Here is a 15,880-nt window from a genome sequence, read left to right on the forward strand (position 1 = left end):
ATCCCGCACGCCGGCCGGCTACGGCACCGAGTTCTACAACGCCGACCGGGAGTACTCGACCGCCGTCGGGCGCATCATCAGCAACGCTCTCGACGCCGAACTTGCTGCGCAGGACGTCGCCGTCGACGCCGCGAACCTCAGCATCGCCGGCGAGGCCCACTGCCCCGGAGCGACCTGGTGACCCGCCAGAAGTCCGATGAGGCGGAGCGACTCAGTGAGGCTCTGCGCGTCGCCTCGCCCGACCTGCTCAAGTACCTGCAACGCCGCCTCCCTCTCGAGGACGCCGCCGACGCGCTCGGGGACGTCATGCTCACCGCATGGCGCCGTGTCGGCGCCCTCCCCCGCACCGCGGAGGAGTCGAGGATGTGGCTCTTCGGCATCGCCCGGAACGTCCTCTCGAACAGCACCCGCACTTCGAACAGACGAACCGACCTCTCCGGCCGGCTCCGCGGCGTCCTCGCGACCGCTCCCACCGAAGGACGCCACGCCGACGAAGGAGTCGACGTGCGCGACGCGATCGCCAGGCTCGCGCCAGAACAGGCCGAGCTCGTCCGCCTCATCCACTGGGACGGCTTCTCCATCACCGAAGCCGGACAACTCCTCGGCTTCCCCGCGTCCACCGCACGCACCCGCTATCAACGAGCACGAGAAGACCTGCGGTCAACCCTGGCGGCATCACCAGCACGCGACGACGACGCCAAGCCTCTTCGAGCGGTCCGCTGAAAGCGTCCCGCTGATCGATCCTCCTACGGGGCGAGGCGGTCGCGGGGTGGAACACTCTGCGGTAGCTTCACGACCGGGGGTGGTCATGGTGGAAGTGCTTAAGGGCGTGAGCCTGCTCGCGTCGGGTGTCGTGATCGCCTTCCTCTGCTCGGTGTCGGGGTTTCAGGCCGGCGTTCGTGCGGACCTGGATCAGACCGGGGGCCAACTCAGCCCGGTCCTGCTCGTGGGCTTTCTGATCGGACTCGTCGTGTCAGCCGTCGGCGCGATCGTGCTCTACCGGTGCTACGAGCGTGCCCGCGGCGTTCGCTAGCTGCTAGCCGTAATCCGCAGCCGGGGCGTCACGCGCTGTGGACACGCGGCCTGTGGCGATGCGGTCGAGAAACGGAGACTTCGCTGACGCCTCACGCGACAGACCGACGGGGGCCGCCGGTGCCGCCCTGCTCTGGGCCGCGACGCACAGCGCGGGCGAGAGCAGCACCCGCCCGCTCACCGGCCACTGAACGACCCCTGTGCGGAACGACGAACGGGCGGGCGCCCCCTAAAATCAGCGCTCGTGCGGTTTCGCCCGAATATCCAGCTCCGTTTCGGCGTACTCCTGCCCGCAGCTCTGATCTGCGTGCCGGCAGCGACAGTATGGAAGCCCGGCCTCGCGCTGGACGAGCAGCTGGTCTTCATCGTCATCTTCGCGGTCGTCATACCGCTCGCTGCGCGGTGGGTTGTTTTCAGCGGCGTCAGCCTGCGAGAGAACGACCTCACCGTCCACGGGGTCTGGTGGTCCCGACGCGTCCCTCGCGACCAGACCATCCGAGTGCGCCAAAAAGCCGGCTCGATGGTCCTGCACTGGCGCGACCGTCACGGCCGCATCCGGCACACACCGATGATCGCCTTCACGTCCGCATCCAACGATCCCTCATGGGCCGCAAGTCACAACACTCACGTAGCTCGAGCGGTCAACGACTGGATTGCCGGCGGAGACGGGCGCGGCGCGGGTCGCAGAGTCAAGGACAACTAGAACCTTGCGTGCCGGTGAACCATCCCCATACGGAACGCTCCATCGACTCTCCCGTGGGTGCGAGACTCGGAAGAAGACCCATCGTTACAGTGCCAGCGCTCCTCTCCTTCGCAGCGCGGTACGTTGTGCTGACGAGGCACAGGGGGATGCGGTGGAATCGACAACGCGCCTGAGGTGGGTGACCGGAGCCGCAGTGATGGCGCTCACGACGACGCTCATGGCCGGGTGTTCCGGCCCCGACACCGAGGCCTACTCCGATTTCAAGCGGGCACAAGACGAGCGAGACGCTCTTCCCGACGTCGGCACTGTAGGAGACGGCTACGACCCCGCCTCGATCCGTTACGTCGGCTCAGCCGACGGATTGGACGTCTGGATCGGGTCGCAGATCACGACCGGAGGCCGGTGCGTGATCGTGGACGGAGACGGCGACAACGAAGACGGAAGCGGCTGCGGGGATGAGTTGTCGCTGAACGGAGCATGGGTCGTTCAGATACACACCGATGGCGCCGGTCCGGACGACGCTGATGGCCTCGACTGGACGAGCCTCGGTGAGAACGTCTCTATCCGCCGGTACTAACCACCCCGTTCCTCACGTCGACCGCGCGGACGAGCATGTGAGAACGACCCCTACCGGCCGTCCGGTCGACCATCCCCATACGGACGCCTCGATCGGCGGGCGGACCTCTCGCGGTTGCCTAGCAAGCAGACCGTCCTCACTGGCTAGTCTTCGCTCGTGACCTCTCCGGCCTTCGCGATAAACCTCGACCGCGCTCGCTTCCGAATCGGTGTCTTCGCGGTCGTTCACTTCGCACTCGCCGTCGCCCTGGTCCCGTTCACGCTGCTGCACTACGGCAACCTGATGCACCCGGCCTTCGATGAAGCACAGGACCTGCGCGATTTCGGACCAGCCGTGCAGTGGGCAACGCTTGGCGCATGGGTGCCGGCCCTCGTGACACCCGTCGTCGCCTTCATCACCGTCCGCCGACTCGCTCACCCTCGCCAGCGCTACTGGATCGTGCCGATCATCGGCATCGCCGCTTCCGTGACACTCCACTTCCTGCCGTACCTCTTCTTCGAGACGCCGCAGCTACCCACCGGCGGCTGAGGGGGGCGATAGCTGCGCCGACTAGTGACCGTGCAGGGATCCCCATACGGGACGCGGTGCTGAACGCTGTAGGCGATCGAATGGTGTCGCAGGCTGGCTACACGAGACCGTGCCGGTGGGCGAAGGCGACGAGCTGCAGACGCGAGGCGAGTCCGAGCTTGCTCAGGATGCTGGATATGTGGCTCTTGATCGTGGATTCACTAAGGTGCGCGGCGGCTGCGATCTCGGCGATGCTCCGGCCCTCCGCGGCGGACGCGAAGATCTCCTTTTCCTTGACCGAGAGCGCGTTGAGAACTTCGGGCGTCGTGGTCGACGCCGAGGGCAGGTAGTCGCGCACCGGCAGGTGCTCGGCGGCGCCGGCGACGACGGTCCGGCCGGCGGCCACTGCGCGGATTGTTCCGAGGAGCAGTTCGGTGGAGGCGTCTTTCACGAGGAAGCCGGCGGCGCCGGCGGAGAGAGCCTGCGCGATCGCGCTGTCGTGCTGGTGGGTGGTGAGGATGATGACGCGGGTGCTGATGCCGGAGTGCTGCGTGAGACGTCGGGTTGTCGAGATGCCGTCGAGGACGGGCATGCGCACGTCGAGGAGCAGGACGTCCGGCTTCTGCTCGAGCACCAGCTCGATGGCGGCGGCTCCGTCGTAGGCGGCGCCAGCGAAGTGGAGGTCGGCTTCTGCGTCGATCAGCATTTCCAGCCCTGAGCAGAACAGGAGGTGGTCATCGGCTACCGCGACTCGGATCACGTGCCGCGCTCGGAATCCGGTGCCGGGATGGAGGCGGTGACGACGAAGGAGCCGTCGCCGTCCGTGCCCTCGGCGGTGAGCCACCCGCCGGCGAGCTCGGCGCGTTCCTTCATTCCGGCGACTCCCATCCCGGAGCCGACTGAGGGCTCTCGCCCTGGTCGCCCGTGGGACGTGACTTCGAGCAGGAGCGCGGTCCCGTTCCAGAGCAGCCGGACGAAGGCGTTGGGGTGGTCGCCGCTGTAGCGGAGCGCGTTGGTCAGCGCCTCCTGCACGATCCGGTAGACGGCCAGCTGCTGCCCCTCGGTGAGCGTGAGCCGTTCCCCGTCCTCCGCGAAGCGGACGGTGAGGCCGGCGCTGTCGAAGCGCTCGATGAGGTGCGGCAACTCGCTGAGGGTCGGCTGGTCGAGGGTGACGGGGCTGGGTCCGATCGACTCGATGAGCATCCGCACTTCCACGAGGGACGAGCGCGCGACGTCAGAGATCACTCCAAGGGACGCCTGGGCCCGGCCGGGATCGGCCCGGACCAGTCGCGCAGCGCCATCGGCCTGCGCGAGGACGATCGAGAGGGACTGAGCCATGATGTCGTGCACATCCCGCGCGATACGAGCGCGCTCGGAGATGAGGTTCAGCTCACGTCCGGCGTCCTCGAGACCCTGCGTGAGGACGCGCTGCTCCGCGAGCAGCCGCGCTCGTTCCCGGCTGACCCGCGAGAGGTGACCGCCAGCCCACGCGAGCACCACGACTCCAGCGAGCACGGCGGCGAAAACCGGTCCACCGGTCGGCAGCGCGAGTGCGCACCCCGCGACGACGAGTACCACGGAGAGCAGCCATCTGCCGCGCGTCATCGTCTGCGCTCCCGTGCGCGCGGCGATGTAGGCCACTCCGAACGCGGAGGGCCATAGTCCCGACTCGTCTTTCAACAGCAGAAGCGAGACAGCCACCACGACCGCAGCTGCGCCGGCCGCGATCCACGGTCGCCGGACGCCGATGGCGATGACCAGAGCGATGAGAAGGATGACGGCGCCTCTCGCCAGTCCGTCCGGCCCGGCGAGACGGCCGGCTTCGGCGGACCACCAGAAGCCGACGAACGCGACAGCGACAGCGACGTCGACCGCGCGCAGCGGGATTCGGCGGAGAAGACCTGACATGCCACGACGCTAACGGGCCGCCTCGTTGGCGAGCGCGGACAGATGCATCTTTCGTCCGAACGGACGAAAGGACGTGACTGTTCAGCTGAGGACTCCACGTCCGGCCGCGCCTTCACTGGAGACACGACGCACCTGAGACCCACCCGCAGCCGCGTCCTCGTCAATGCCGACTTCTGAAAGGTCATCATCATGAGGCTCCACCGATTCCCCGTGGTCGCGCTGCTCGCGGCCGTTCCCCTCGCCTTGACCGGTTGCTCCCAGAGCGCCAGCAGCGCAGCGCTCACCCCCGATCCGTCCGCCCACGCCTACCTCGACACGGAGTCCGGAGAGATCATCCTTCCGCTGACCGAGTACGACTTCTACGGCCCCGCGTCCACGCTCGCTCTCGCGAACCACGCCACGGACATCGCCTTCGCGAAGTGCATGAACGAGAAGGGCTTCGCCTACTCCGCGGCCTCCGTCGAGGACGACACCGCATCGCGGATCGGCGATCGCAGCTACGGGATCTGGAACGAATCGCGGGCGCGTCTCTACGGATACGGCGCGGCACCCTCCGCCATCAACGCGGCGTTCGAAGCCGACCGGGCGGCGGGAGGCGATGCATGGGAAGCGGCCTACGAGGAATGCACGATGCAACCAGATCCCGAAATCGCGAGCTTCACCCCCGACAATGCGGAGCTCACCGAGTCGCTCGTTCCTCAGATCCAGACCCTGGCCTACAACGCGGCCTCCGCCGACCCGGCCTGGCAGCAAGCCCGCGAGGCGTGGTGGCAGTGCCTACGAGAGGAAGGGCTGGAGCCCCGCACCGGATCGGGCGACTGGAGCTCGGTCGAGGCCAACGAACTCGCATCGAGAATGGGCGGAACGTCGGCAGACAAAGCGGAGGAGATCCGCATTGCGACAACCGAAGCGCGCTGCAACACTGCGACGGGCCTGACCCAGACGCTGGGCGACCTCGAGGCGTCGTACCAGGCGCCACTGATCGCCGCGAGCCAGGACGAATTGGACAAACTGAAGGCGAAGAACCAGGAGCGTCTCGGCGCGATCCATGACTACATCGCCCGCAACAGCTGAGCGACAGAGCAGCCGGGTCGCCCCATGCGGAACGACCCGGCTCAGCGCCCGGTGAGCGATCCTCTTTCGGAACGGCCGGAATGCCGACCCTCCCGCTGCTACACACGGGGGCCAGGACACTGCTGACCCGAAGATTCCTCGGCGGCGAGAGTTCCACCGTGGTCGATATGCTCGCGGCAGCCGGTCATCGGCTTCCGGTGAGGAGAGAGCCGTGCGTCCTGCCAGAGTGCTTGTCATAGCCCTAAGTGCTGTGTGCGTTGCGGGAGCCGGCGCAGCGGTTATCGCCGGCCTCGCGTCCTCGTCGTCGCAGAACGAGGCGATCTCGACGGCACTGATCGCAGACCTCGAGCACCGGAACGCTCAGAGCCTGGTCGAGGGATCGCCGCAGCTCACCGGCCTCGGTGTCCCGGAGTCGACCTCGACGCCGAAACGACTTGTTGTGGTCATGGAGGACGACGCCCGACTGCGCGTTCAGCGGGACCACTACCTCGAGCTCGGGGAATCCTTCACCGCGTTCGAGACCCAGGTGGCGCTGGACTCGGTGCAGATCACGGGCGACTCGGCCACGGTGACGTTCACCGAGAGCACGACCCTTCAGCGGAGTCCGTACGAGACCGGAGAAGCTGCTCCGGAGTACGCCTACTCCTTCCCCCAGGAGGCGACGCTACGGCTGCACGCGGGCACCTGGTCAGTCGACACCCTCACCCACGAGACGGCGCACACACCGGCGGATTTCCCGGAAACCGTCGCACCGGACGTCTCCCCCGCCAGCTGACGGTGCGTCCCCTTGACTCGGATCGATCTGACCGCTCTCCCTTGCAGCAAACCCGGTGAACGATCCCCATACGGGACTTCACACATCTTCGGTCGGCTTAGTCAGCTGGCCCAGCGACCGCCGGCGCTGCGAGGCCGAGTCCTTCGCAGAACGGGCCGGTGGGCTGGCTCGCTCTGTTCGGGAAGACCGCGAGCCTGGTGTCCGTGAGAATGCAGACCGTCGGGTTGGGTACGTCGATGGGTCCGCTTCCCGGGTAGGGCTCGTCGGGGACGGCGCTCCAGCTCGCTTCGCATCGTTCGAGGGCGGCGGCGACCCTCTCCGACAGCGGAAGCAACTCGAATGCGTTGCGGTCATCGTCCACGAGGATGCTCGTGGTGTGGTCAGCGCGAACGTCGGCGACGGAGTAGCAGTCGAAGCTCGTGTTCGCTTCGTCATTGCTGGCCTGTGTGACGGCGATCGCGGCGGCGCTGGTGCCGATCGCGACGACGGCCGCGAGGCCGAGGCCCACGAGGCGGCGGCGCTTGGTGGAGCGGTGGCGGGTAGCGATGTCGGTGAGGATGGTGGTGCGCATCCTGGTGAGCTGTTCCGTGGTGGGGCCGAGGTCGTGGGTCATCAGTTCTCCCTTTCGAAGGGGCGCAGGGTGGTGCGGAGCGTGGCCCGGAGCCGGCTGAGCCGGTTGCGGATGGCGCCATGGGTGGAGCCGAGTGCTTTCGCGGCGTCGGCGTAGCTGCTGCCCTGTTCGATGCACAGGTAGTACAGCGCTTGATCGGTGTCGGAGAGGTCGGAGACGGCTTCCTCGATCGCCGCGGCGAGCTGGCGTCTCGTGATTTCCTCGTCAGGGGTGCCGCGTCGATCCGGGTGCAGCGACAGGTCCGCGTCCTCGGTGCGGTTCCGTGCACGGGTCTTGGCTCGGAGGAGGTTCAGCGCGGTGAACCGGGCGGTGGTGAGCAGCCACGGGAGGGCGGATGTGTCTACGATCGCGACGTCGTTGATCCGCGTCCACGTGGTGAGGAATACGTCTTGCACGACGTCTTCGGCGTCGGCGGGCGCGCGGACGATACTGAGGGCATAGCGGTAGGTCGTCGCCGCGTGCCGGTCGTAGAGCCGGCCGAACGCCGCCCGGTCGCCTCGCCGCGCGCCGTCCATCAAGGCGGCGTCATCAGTGCGCACCGCAGCGTCTCGCGCGAGTGCTGCTGCTTCCGGTGGCGTGCTCATGCCTAGTGGTGTCCGATCCGACCCGATCGTCTCAGACGAGATCCGCTTCGCAACTGTCCGCTCGAGGATCCCCATATGGGATGGCTCGCTCACGTCAGTAGATGATGCGATGAGTGCCCGGAGGCAGGTCGCATCGGCCGGTACGGTGACCGCATGGACGACGACCACGAACGTCAGAACCTTGAGACGCTGACCGAGATCGTCAGCGCCTACATCAGAGCTGTCGAGAACCCCGAGAAGCTGTTTCGGGTGTGCGCGAACGTGTCGGGAGGTCGCGACGACGAGAGGGCAGCCGTCGCCGCAGAGTTCGAGGTCAGGGACGTGGTGGCCGACGCGATCCTTGACTTGCAGGTGAGGCGTTTCACGCCGAGGTCGATCGAGCAGATGCGGAACGAGCTCGCCGACTACGACCGTCGACTAGCCGAACTCGACCGCCCGTAGGACGATTCCCGTAGGGACAGCAGGGCCGACACGCGCTTGAGGACGACGCCGGCCGAGCGCGTCGAGAAGTCCCGCCGATGTCAGGAGGGGTCGCGGTCTCCGCGCACTGTGAGGAACCAGGCGGTGTCGTTGTCCGCGTTCGATGCGGTGGCGTCGACACTCGATATCGGCTTCTCGCCGAGCGACGCGGGATCGATCTCGTGTGGGCCATCGGCGCAGTCGATCGCGTCGAGGGTGGTCGTCGTCCTCGTCGCCGGTCCCCCAGCCGTGGAAAGCGATCCGATTTCGAGGTCGAGCACTCCTTCGCCGAGGCAATCGAAGGTGATCGCGGTCGGCAGCGCCGGCCTCTCGAGGGTGACTTCGACGCGGCCGCCGTCATCGCCGGCCTCGACGTTCAGCGAGAGGACCGCTACGACGTCGCGATCCGTTGCCACGTCCGCCTGGCGCTCTTCGCGCCACTGCGTGATGCGAGGATCTTCACCGGGTACCGGTGTGCAGCCGGCGAGAGCCGCCACAAGAACAAGACCAGCTGCTGTGTGGATCGGACGGGGCCTCATTGCTACACAGTAGAGGCACAGGACGCCGAAGAAGACCCATCATCACAGCGCCAGCGCTCCTCTCCTTCGCAGCGCGATACGGTGTGCTGACGAGACACAGGGGGATGCGGTGGAATCGACAACGCGCCTGAGGCGGGTGGCCGGAGCGGCAGTGGTGGCCCTCACGATGACGCTCATGGCCGGGTGTTCCGGCCCCGACACCGAGGCATACTCCGATTTCGAGCGGGCGCAGGACGAGCGGGACACTCTTCCCGACGTCGGCACCGTAGGAGACGGCTACGACCCCGCCTCGATCCGTTACGTCGGGTCAGCTGAAGGACTGGACGTCTGGATCGGGTCGCAGACCACGACCGGAGGCCGGTGCGTCATCGTGGACGGAGACGGCGACAACGAAGACGGAAGCGGCTGCGGGGATGAGCTGTCGCTGAACGGAGCATGGGCCGTCCAGATTCACACCGATGGCGCCGGTCCAGACGACGCTACTGGCCTCGACTGGACGAGCCTTGGCGAGAACGTGTCCATCCGCCGGTACTAACCACCCTGTTCCTCACGTCGACCGCGCGGACGAGCACGTGCGAACGACCCCTACCGGCCGCCCGGTCGACCATCCCCTGCTAGGACGCTGCCTGCTCTCCAGCAGCTGCGCGGCGAGCGGCGTCTGCCTGGTGGCGATAGAGCGACGCGCGACTCCACCCAACGAGACGAGCAGCATCCTCAGCAGTGCGACCACGCGCTCGCGCGTCCGCGGCGATCGCGAGCTTGTCCGCGACCACCGCAGGATCCGACAGGGGCCGGCCGAAGCGCGTTCCGCTCGCACGTGCGGCGGCGATGCCGGCGTTGACCCGTTCAACGATGAGCTCCCGCTCGTACTCCGCGAGCGTGGCGAGCATGTTCAGCATCAGCCGGCCCGTCGACGTCGACGGATCGATGCCGTCGGAGATCGACCGGACCTGCACGCCGCGGTCACGCAACAGGTTCACCGTGTTCAGCACGTCGATCAGCGACCGGCCGAGACGGTCGACCCGCCAGACGACGACGGTGTCCCCGCCCTCGGCGTACTCGAGCAGCTTCTTCATCCCGCGACGCTCGATGGCGGTCTTGCTGCCAGACGTCACGTCCGCGAACACGTCCCGCTTCTGAACGCCAGCCGCAACGAGCGCGTCGACCTGCAACTGCGCATCCTGACTCGACGTACTCACACGCGTATGACCGAGAAGTCTCACGAGCTCAGTTTGACTCGGAAAGCCCCTCCAAGCACCCTCCTGAGACGAAGTACTAGGAGACAAGTTGTTGAGACAGTGAGGCCTCCGCCGTTCCGGCCGAGGCCAACTTCGGAACGGCTCTCAACGGGCTGTCTCAAAAAGCTAATGTTTTACGGCACGCCAAACAATCCCGTTGACCTACCCCTACCGGACGCCGACGGAGGTCACTCCGCGCCATTAGGTAGTCCCCCGAGATGGAAGCGACACAGATTGACCACCGACGTTCTGACGACGGCGAACAACTTGACTGCCTGAACCTGCGGACGACGGCTTCATCGTGATGCACCTACCGGGCCGCCAGCGCACCGATGTCGTAGACTGGAATACCGCCGAAGAACCTCTCGATGAGATCAACTTGAGATGGTGAAAATCTGCCAGTCGGGCTTGGCGCGACCCAGACAGAGCAACCGTTCGGTTGAACAATAAGGTGAACCATGTCTTCGACCCCATTCTCTCGCCAGGCAGCTCCGTGGGTGCGCCCGGTCGTCACCGTTGCCATCGCCGTCCTCGGCCTTGGTGCCGCGTTTGCAAGCTGGAGCATCCAGAAAAGCGACCCGTGGTGGAGCAATATGCTGGCTAATTCATCAGTTGTCATCTTGCTTTTGATTCCGGGAGAGCTGATCCTCGGGCAGGTACGCCGGCGTGTCGCGATCACTGAGGGAAAAATCACCGGCGTGGAAACGAAAGCGGACACGGCGCAAGCCACGGCTGATGCCGCTAAAAAGCAAGCGGACCAGACCGCACAGTCTCTGTCCGACATTGAAGACCAACTCGTCGACGCGCAGCGCGCCGAGCTCAACGCAGAAATTGAACGGTACCGAAACGTTGGGTCGAACATCACCCGAGAGAACCTTCTCGACGCACTCCGCAAGGCCACGGATGACGGCCTTATCACAGCCGCTGGTGTGCGCGCTCCCATATGGGAGACGGACGCGCACTACCGTTTTGTCATCGACACGCCGAACGACGGTGACCTCGTCGTGAACCTCGAAACCGACGACACTACCGTGCTGTCCCAGACAGTCTGGGAGCCCGGCATAAGCGCGGTGGCATTCTTTCAGCAACTCGTTCACGCCGTACGTGTCGCCGGACAAGACCTTGGCACTGGCCTAAATTTGCCGACTGAATCGGTGCTGAATCTTGTGGAAATGCTGGAGGAGGTCACTCGGCTCCGCTCTCAGGCGCTTATGGGGCATCGCGAATCCCTCCGCCGAATTGTTGAGCGTGTAAATAGCTGGTACTTTACGGAAGAAAATGTAATTCCGGCGGAGCGACTCAACTACAAAGTCGCAGTGTCTAGACTCTATGACGATAACTTAATTGAGAGCCTTGAGGACAAAGGGTGGCATTCGGCCGGATGGGCCATTGAGTTTGCTCGGCGCTTGTATCGCATGGATGCCACTCATGATGAGCGAGCCGATTAGAACGCAAGCGCCTCGCTTCTCTTGACTCACGCTACTCGGTGGCGCCGCAGTCCGGTCGGGTGGCTGCCTCCACTGACGCGCGCGCTTCGTGTTTTTAGCGTCGGAGTATGGAAACCGAAGCCGAGAATCTGAACGACGCCACTCAGTAGCCATGTCCTTGATGAAGTCGATGCGGAGTCTGGACCCGGGGATCGCGATCCTCACGAGAACCTCTTCCCACCGCTGCCGAGCGGGATTATCTTGCCTCTAGCAGGTTTCACGGCGAGCATCGCAGTCGCTCGAGACCTAAGTTCGCGGAAGCTAGTCGGCGGCAGACCATCCGCGCAATTTCCTTGCATCGGTGTGCATGTTGACCGGGGTGGCCCGGAGGACGCCTTCCACCATGGCCTTCAGGAACGGTCCCACCTGGAGCTCTGGTGGTACCTCGTCGTGCAACAGGCGAACACTGGGCAGATTGGCGATCTCGGCCTCGAGCCGCTCTGATGCGACGCTTTCGGGCGCCGTATCATCAGCGTCATTGGCGGTCGCGTCGTCAAGAACTTCGGCGACTGCCGCGTCATCCTCATCGTCGTGTCCACCGTCAGAGTCGGCCGGCGGCTCCACGTCATACGACAGCATCAACAAGCAAGCCGCATCGTATGCGTTGTCACCTGTTGACAGCTTCGCCAGAAGGTCGATGAGCCACTTCGCCTTCTCCGGCTCGCTGTCGAGGATCGTGGACCTAAGCCCGTACAAAAAGCCGAGAGCAGCCATCGGATGCCGTGTGCGCAAGTTCCGGGCGTCGCCAAAGGATTCTTCGATGCGGTTGGCGGCGTTCTTTCCGAAGCTGGAGTCCATCCGCTTGGTTGAGATGAGGAGCTCAGGGCCGGTGTCCCAGGCCGACATCACAACGTCGACCTGCTTGACGTACAGCCCGCCGAGAATATTTGCGGAGGTAGCGACAACGCCCGCCGGCGGCGTCTTCTGGGTGATCTTCTTTTCAACGGCCGCGCGTGGAGTCTTTCCAAGCTGCGGGAGCAGACGCGAGATGGGTCCAGGCATCACGCGGGGGTGTTCCGCGCGAGGCCATACCGCATCGGGCTTGAACCCCGAGCGCCTGAGTTCGTAGGCGACCCACACATCGAGGGCCAGAGCCGGCACGCCGCTCTGGCTATTGGCCTTCAGATGCAGTGGGACACCGAGTAGCTGTTGCAGCGTCTCAAAGTCGGGGGTGTATTCGTCGCCGATCCATGGCCCGCCCGAGTACCGGTCGGTGGTTGCTGCAGTCGCGACAATGCGATCGAAGATTGCCCAGGCGAGCGCCTTCTTGGTTGGCTCAGCCACTCTTACCTCGCACTATTCGACGCTTCATCCAGTCGGCGTGATCCGCGCGCACTGACTCCAGCTGGGTCGCGCTGAGCCGCCCGTCTAGAAGTACTGCATCGACCAGCGCGACTGCGGCGAGGAGCTTCTTGTTCTGTAGGTGGCGTTGCACAAAGGGCTTGATCGAGACCAGCTCCAAGCGATGCTGTGCAAGCAGATCGGCGGATGGCATCCACCAACGGTCTGCTTCGCGCGGCTCGATCTTGAGGATGCCTCCCCCATAGGATCGCCCGGCAAGCTCAGCGCCAAGGAGAGTGACTGAGTTCAGCGACGCCACGGGCAACACATCACGGGCGAGATCCCGGACGCTCTCGTTCAGGTACACACCGTGCACGCTGTTCAGATGCCTAACGCTGGCGGCGTTGGTGGTCAGCCTCGGGGTGTCAGCGTTCATGTAGGTCAGGAGCAGGTCTGCTGGCTTGAGCAGAGGGACGCGCCACCAGGGGGACCGGACACGGCATTTGTATGCCTGGTCGACGGCGGTGTCGACGCCTTTCGAGATGTATTCCAGGGTGGCGTCCGCGGGCTGATCTGACGGGTACAGCAGCCACGTCGAGCGACCCTCCGAGCCGAGCCGCGCCATCGCAGAGTCAGTAAGCGCGAGACCGCGAAGGTGGCTACTACCGGGCGGGCTGATCCGAACCAGGTCTCGACGCGGGATACCGAGTATTCGGACTCGCTCTGGCGAGAGGGCAAAGAATCGGTTCCCTCCCGTCACCGCGCCGAGGGTCGTGTCGCCGTGATCGCTCAGCGGGACGAATATGTTGTCTCCGATGAGGTGAGCGATTGCGTCGATGCTGGTGGGCCGCAGCGGCTGAGGGTGCCACCGGTCCCCGGTGTTCAACGGGGTCCACGTTGTGCCCTCGTGCAGCTCACTGAGCGTGTTGGCGTTACGCGTCTGCCGGAGAGTGGCCTGTGCCGCGGGGAGACCGTTCCACCCCTCCGCCTTCACGAGTACGGTGTCGGCTTCCGCGTCGGTGAACACCTGTTCCTCGAACGTCACAAGCTCGACCGTCGCGAACCTTTCCAGCAGGAATCGGCGCACCGGGGCTGCATAGTTCACACTCAACAGCTCGGCCGGGAGCACCATCCCAAGGCGTCCGCCAGGCTTCAGATACGCGGCGGCATGGATCACGAAGGCCGCCCATGAAGATGCAAGGCCGGTCAACGAGACGCCCTGCTGTAGCGCTGCAAACCGAGCGCGGTCGCGCTGGTCTCCGGTCCAGTCCTGGTAGCGGATGAACGGCGGGTTGCCGATCACGGCGTCATACCGCGGGGCCGCTTCAGTACGGAAGAAGTCGCTGACGCGGATGCGAGCGGTGCCGCCGGCTCGTTGAATCAAGTCACGTGCGATGTGAGCGCTTGCGCGGTGGAGTTCGATGCCGTGAACGAGGGGGTCAGTCGCACCCAACGCGCGCAGTCGTTCGACTGCGGCAATCAGGAAGGCTGCCTCGCCGGCGGAGGGCTCTAACACCGAGTCGGAGGGATCGCGAAGCGCCCACTCCGCCAAGTGTGCAGTAATCCCGTCGGGTGTGAAGAAAGCGCCGCGTGCCTTCCTTGCCTCGGCAGGATCTGCCGGATCGAGAGAGTTGGTGAGCACCACATCAGACTATGCGGTGAGCGACGGCCTCCCCAGGAACGACCCCGAGCGGTGAGACCCGAGCTCCAGGAGTGTCGGAGGTCGCGAGTAGCGTCTGCGACATGTCTCAGTGCACAGCGCCCGTTCGAGGTCACATCCGGGGCGGCGGAGCCGATTGCCCGGTCCATGGTCGCGGCGGCGGGTACAGCTACTACGAGCAGCCGCGCGCATACCGGCCGTACACGCCCCCGCCTGCTCCGGCACGCCGAAGCGGCAGCGTGTCGGGTGGCGGTGGCTCGCGCAGCAGCCGTCCGTCTTGGCAGCCGAGCACGTCGACCGTCTCGTACACATCTCAACAGGTCCGCGATCTTCAACCGGTCCGGATCGCAACCCTCGCGCGAACGGTGCAGCAGAACGACGTGTTTCTCTGTCACGCTTGGCCGGACCGCCAGGGGCCCGCGAAGGACGTCCATGAGCTGATGCTCGACCGGGATCTGTCGGTCTGGTTCAGCGAAGTGAGTTTGCGACCGGGCACGGACATGCGCGTGGCGATCGACAGGGGCCTCGTCAGCTCGCGCATGGGCATCGTCCTCGTGACGCCGGCGATGCTCGAGAAATTGAGCACGGACCGGAGTATCGCGAGCAATGAGCTCAGCGCTCTCCTACGCCGCAGCCTTCTGGTGCCGATCATGCATGGCACGACGTTCGAGGAGCTCGACCAGGTAACTCCGACGCTTGCGTCTCGTGGCGGATTCAGCACCGCGGAGGAACCGATGGAAAGCATCATCGAGAAGATTGCAGAACTCGTGGGGGTCGTCACGGAGGAAGAGGCGGACGAACTCGCCGGAATTTCGGGCGCGCGTTAGCGCCGCACCGCCGTGGACACGTCCAGAGTCCGGTGGGAGGGTGGGCGCATGTCGAAGCCCAAGACCAAGCTCGCGCGTGCTGCGCTGATCAGCAACGGCATGGTCTGGTTTGGGTTGTCGTTCATGCTCTTCGCGATCGCCGTTGAGCAGACGTACGCGGCGTTCACCGGTGAGTGGTTCAACGTGCTCGGGTGGGTGCTGATCGTCGCCGTGGCCGCCGGCCTGGCGGTGGTCGGTGTGATCGAGAACCGGAACATCCGGGCGGGGAAGAGGTACAAGCCGCGTCCTCGCCGCTGACTACCACTCGAGCGCGCGTGGCCGTTCCACGCGCGTGACCGGGGGGTCGAGGGGGCTCTCCCCCTCGTGCGGGCCGGCCCGTTTCGGGTCGGCCCGCGCACGCGCTCAGAGCGCGAGCGTGTGGAGGATCAGGGTCGTGGAGGCGATGGGCTTTCCGAAGTCGGTGTAGTCGAGGGTCGCGCGGCGGTTGCTGATGAGGTCGAGGGCGATCAGTTCCTCCTCGGACTCGTCCGTCATGTCGCCGGGCTCCTCGTCCCATTCGCGGAGGACCTGGCGGTCGGCGTCGAGGACTTTCCACAGT

22 protein-coding genes are annotated in these 15,880 nt (G+C 65.5%); 13 read left to right on the forward strand and 9 right to left on the reverse strand.

The genetic code is table 11. The features are described 5' to 3' along the window. From C5C57_RS18240 to C5C57_RS16700, 6 genes are all read left to right on the forward strand, one after another. Nucleotides 1-181: hypothetical protein (locus C5C57_RS18240; RefSeq protein WP_181069253.1), on the forward strand; the 181-nt coding region annotated here is incomplete at its 5' end. After that, nucleotides 178-723 (forward strand): RNA polymerase sigma factor, encoded by a 546-nt coding sequence (locus C5C57_RS16680; protein ID WP_104297897.1) that lies wholly within the window; start codon nucleotides 178-180, stop codon nucleotides 721-723. The genes C5C57_RS18240 and C5C57_RS16680, both read left to right, overlap by 4 nt. 85 nt (nucleotides 724-808) lie before the next feature. Further along, a complete protein-coding gene (locus tag C5C57_RS16685) occupies nucleotides 809-1,033 on the forward strand; it encodes a hypothetical protein (protein ID WP_146079300.1) in 225 nt (74 codons plus the stop codon). 243 nt (nucleotides 1,034-1,276) lie between these two features. Then, nucleotides 1,277-1,735 carry a hypothetical protein gene (locus C5C57_RS16690; protein ID WP_104297898.1) on the forward strand — a complete coding sequence of 153 codons (459 nt, stop codon included), beginning with the start codon at nucleotides 1,277-1,279 and terminating at the stop codon, nucleotides 1,733-1,735. Nucleotides 1,736-1,931: 196 nt separating this feature from the next. Continuing rightward, the gene (locus C5C57_RS16695) at nucleotides 1,932-2,312 is read left to right on the forward strand and encodes a hypothetical protein (protein ID WP_181069254.1); all 381 of its coding nucleotides are present in this window, start codon (nucleotides 1,932-1,934) and stop codon (nucleotides 2,310-2,312) included. A gap of 156 nt (nucleotides 2,313-2,468) precedes the next feature. Beyond that, complete coding sequence (locus tag C5C57_RS16700; RefSeq protein WP_104288860.1) at nucleotides 2,469-2,840, forward strand: hypothetical protein; 372 nt, start codon at nucleotides 2,469-2,471, stop codon at nucleotides 2,838-2,840. Nucleotides 2,841-2,937: 97 nt separating this feature from the next. Here the strand turns inward: C5C57_RS16700 and C5C57_RS16705 are convergent, their stop codons facing one another. Continuing rightward, complete coding sequence (locus C5C57_RS16705; RefSeq protein WP_104297900.1) at nucleotides 2,938-3,579, reverse strand: response regulator transcription factor; 642 nt, start codon at nucleotides 3,577-3,579, stop codon at nucleotides 2,938-2,940. Then, entirely contained in the window at nucleotides 3,576-4,727 is a 1,152-nt protein-coding gene (locus C5C57_RS16710) for a sensor histidine kinase (RefSeq protein ID WP_104297901.1), read from the reverse strand. Before C5C57_RS16710 ends, C5C57_RS16705 begins: the two co-directional genes overlap by 4 nt. Nucleotides 4,728-4,937: 210 nt before the next feature. Here C5C57_RS16710 and C5C57_RS16715 point away from each other — a divergent pair, with 210 nt between their 5' ends. Beyond that, on the forward strand, nucleotides 4,938-5,801 hold the full coding sequence (locus C5C57_RS16715) for a hypothetical protein (protein ID WP_104297902.1): 864 nt from the start codon (nucleotides 4,938-4,940) through the stop codon (nucleotides 5,799-5,801). 250 nt (nucleotides 5,802-6,051) lie between these two features. Beyond that, entirely contained in the window at nucleotides 6,052-6,576 is a 525-nt protein-coding gene (locus C5C57_RS16720) for a hypothetical protein (RefSeq protein ID WP_146082465.1), read from the forward strand. Nucleotides 6,577-6,673: 97 nt separating this feature from the next. Here the strand turns inward: C5C57_RS16720 and C5C57_RS16725 are convergent, their stop codons facing one another. Both C5C57_RS16725 and C5C57_RS16730 read right to left on the reverse strand, forming a co-directional pair. Further along, the gene (locus tag C5C57_RS16725) at nucleotides 6,674-7,189 is read right to left on the reverse strand and encodes a hypothetical protein (RefSeq protein WP_104297904.1); all 516 of its coding nucleotides are present in this window, start codon (nucleotides 7,187-7,189) and stop codon (nucleotides 6,674-6,676) included. Then, complete coding sequence (locus tag C5C57_RS16730; protein WP_181069256.1) at nucleotides 7,189-7,791, reverse strand: RNA polymerase sigma factor; 603 nt, start codon at nucleotides 7,789-7,791, stop codon at nucleotides 7,189-7,191. The genes C5C57_RS16725 and C5C57_RS16730 overlap by 1 nt, the downstream gene beginning before the upstream one ends. Before the next feature lie 153 nt (nucleotides 7,792-7,944). On the opposite strand from C5C57_RS16730, the gene C5C57_RS16735 reads away from it, so the two are divergent. Continuing rightward, a complete protein-coding gene (locus tag C5C57_RS16735) occupies nucleotides 7,945-8,232 on the forward strand; it encodes a hypothetical protein (RefSeq protein WP_104297906.1) in 288 nt (95 codons plus the stop codon). Nucleotides 8,233-8,312: 80 nt separating this feature from the next. Here C5C57_RS16735 and C5C57_RS16740 read toward each other — a convergent pair whose 3' ends face one another. Next, nucleotides 8,313-8,789 carry a hypothetical protein gene (locus C5C57_RS16740; RefSeq protein ID WP_146082467.1) on the reverse strand — a complete coding sequence of 159 codons (477 nt, stop codon included), beginning with the start codon at nucleotides 8,787-8,789 and terminating at the stop codon, nucleotides 8,313-8,315. 109 nt (nucleotides 8,790-8,898) lie between these two features. On the opposite strand from C5C57_RS16740, the gene C5C57_RS16745 reads away from it, so the two are divergent. Then, nucleotides 8,899-9,324 (forward strand): hypothetical protein, encoded by a 426-nt coding sequence (locus tag C5C57_RS16745; protein ID WP_146082468.1) that lies wholly within the window; start codon nucleotides 8,899-8,901, stop codon nucleotides 9,322-9,324. Between the two features lie 79 nt (nucleotides 9,325-9,403). On the opposite strand, the gene C5C57_RS16750 is transcribed toward C5C57_RS16745, so the two are convergent. Next, complete coding sequence (locus C5C57_RS16750) at nucleotides 9,404-10,012, reverse strand: recombinase family protein (protein ID WP_104297909.1); 609 nt, start codon at nucleotides 10,010-10,012, stop codon at nucleotides 9,404-9,406. A gap of 473 nt (nucleotides 10,013-10,485) precedes the next feature. Between C5C57_RS16750 and C5C57_RS16755 the strand changes: the two genes are divergently transcribed. Then, nucleotides 10,486-11,475, forward strand: coding sequence for a hypothetical protein (locus C5C57_RS16755; RefSeq protein WP_146082469.1), 990 nt, complete (start codon nucleotides 10,486-10,488; stop codon nucleotides 11,473-11,475). A gap of 300 nt (nucleotides 11,476-11,775) precedes the next feature. On the opposite strand, the gene C5C57_RS16760 is transcribed toward C5C57_RS16755, so the two are convergent. Next, nucleotides 11,776-12,798, reverse strand: coding sequence for a hypothetical protein (locus C5C57_RS16760; RefSeq protein ID WP_104297911.1), 1,023 nt, complete (start codon nucleotides 12,796-12,798; stop codon nucleotides 11,776-11,778). Continuing rightward, on the reverse strand, nucleotides 12,791-14,437 hold the full coding sequence (locus C5C57_RS16765; RefSeq protein WP_219827760.1) for a class I SAM-dependent DNA methyltransferase: 1,647 nt from the start codon (nucleotides 14,435-14,437) through the stop codon (nucleotides 12,791-12,793). The genes C5C57_RS16760 and C5C57_RS16765 overlap by 8 nt, the downstream gene beginning before the upstream one ends. A gap of 383 nt (nucleotides 14,438-14,820) precedes the next feature. Here C5C57_RS16765 and C5C57_RS18380 point away from each other — a divergent pair, with 383 nt between their 5' ends. Together C5C57_RS18380 and C5C57_RS16775 are read left to right on the forward strand one after the other, a co-directional pair. After that, nucleotides 14,821-15,282 carry a toll/interleukin-1 receptor domain-containing protein gene (locus tag C5C57_RS18380; protein ID WP_219827761.1) on the forward strand — a complete coding sequence of 154 codons (462 nt, stop codon included), beginning with the start codon at nucleotides 14,821-14,823 and terminating at the stop codon, nucleotides 15,280-15,282. 48 nt (nucleotides 15,283-15,330) lie between these two features. Then, on the forward strand, nucleotides 15,331-15,579 hold the full coding sequence (locus C5C57_RS16775; protein WP_104297913.1) for a hypothetical protein: 249 nt from the start codon (nucleotides 15,331-15,333) through the stop codon (nucleotides 15,577-15,579). A 105-nt stretch (nucleotides 15,580-15,684) separates the two neighbouring features. Here C5C57_RS16775 and C5C57_RS18245 read toward each other — a convergent pair. Then, nucleotides 15,685-15,880: hypothetical protein (locus tag C5C57_RS18245; RefSeq protein ID WP_181069258.1), on the reverse strand; the 196-nt coding region annotated here is incomplete at its 5' end.

Origin of the sequence: Rathayibacter sp. AY1C5 (genome assembly GCF_002931705.1) — a bacterium.
Classification (GTDB): domain Bacteria; phylum Actinomycetota; class Actinomycetes; order Actinomycetales; family Microbacteriaceae; genus Rathayibacter.

What these genes read in the sequence shown, in the direction of transcription:
- C5C57_RS16685 (WP_146079300.1), top strand. Translation starts at nt 809, where the DNA reads ATGGTGGAAGTGCTTAAGGGCGTGAGCCTGCTCGCGTCGGGTGTCGTG.
- C5C57_RS16695 (WP_181069254.1), top strand. Translation starts at nt 1,932, where the DNA reads ATGGCGCTCACGACGACGCTCATGGCCGGGTGTTCCGGCCCCGACACC.
- C5C57_RS16710 (WP_104297901.1), bottom strand. Translation starts at nt 4,727, where the DNA reads ATGTCAGGTCTTCTCCGCCGAATCCCGCTGCGCGCGGTCGACGTCGCT.
- C5C57_RS16725 (WP_104297904.1), bottom strand. Translation starts at nt 7,189, where the DNA reads ATGACCCACGACCTCGGCCCCACCACGGAACAGCTCACCAGGATGCGC.
- C5C57_RS16730 (WP_181069256.1), bottom strand. Translation starts at nt 7,791, where the DNA reads ATGAGCACGCCACCGGAAGCAGCAGCACTCGCGCGAGACGCTGCGGTG.
- C5C57_RS16735 (WP_104297906.1), top strand. Translation starts at nt 7,945, where the DNA reads ATGGACGACGACCACGAACGTCAGAACCTTGAGACGCTGACCGAGATC.
- C5C57_RS16740 (WP_146082467.1), bottom strand. Translation starts at nt 8,789, where the DNA reads ATGAGGCCCCGTCCGATCCACACAGCAGCTGGTCTTGTTCTTGTGGCG.
- C5C57_RS16755 (WP_146082469.1), top strand. Translation starts at nt 10,486, where the DNA reads ATGTCTTCGACCCCATTCTCTCGCCAGGCAGCTCCGTGGGTGCGCCCG.
- C5C57_RS16775 (WP_104297913.1), top strand. Translation starts at nt 15,331, where the DNA reads ATGTCGAAGCCCAAGACCAAGCTCGCGCGTGCTGCGCTGATCAGCAAC.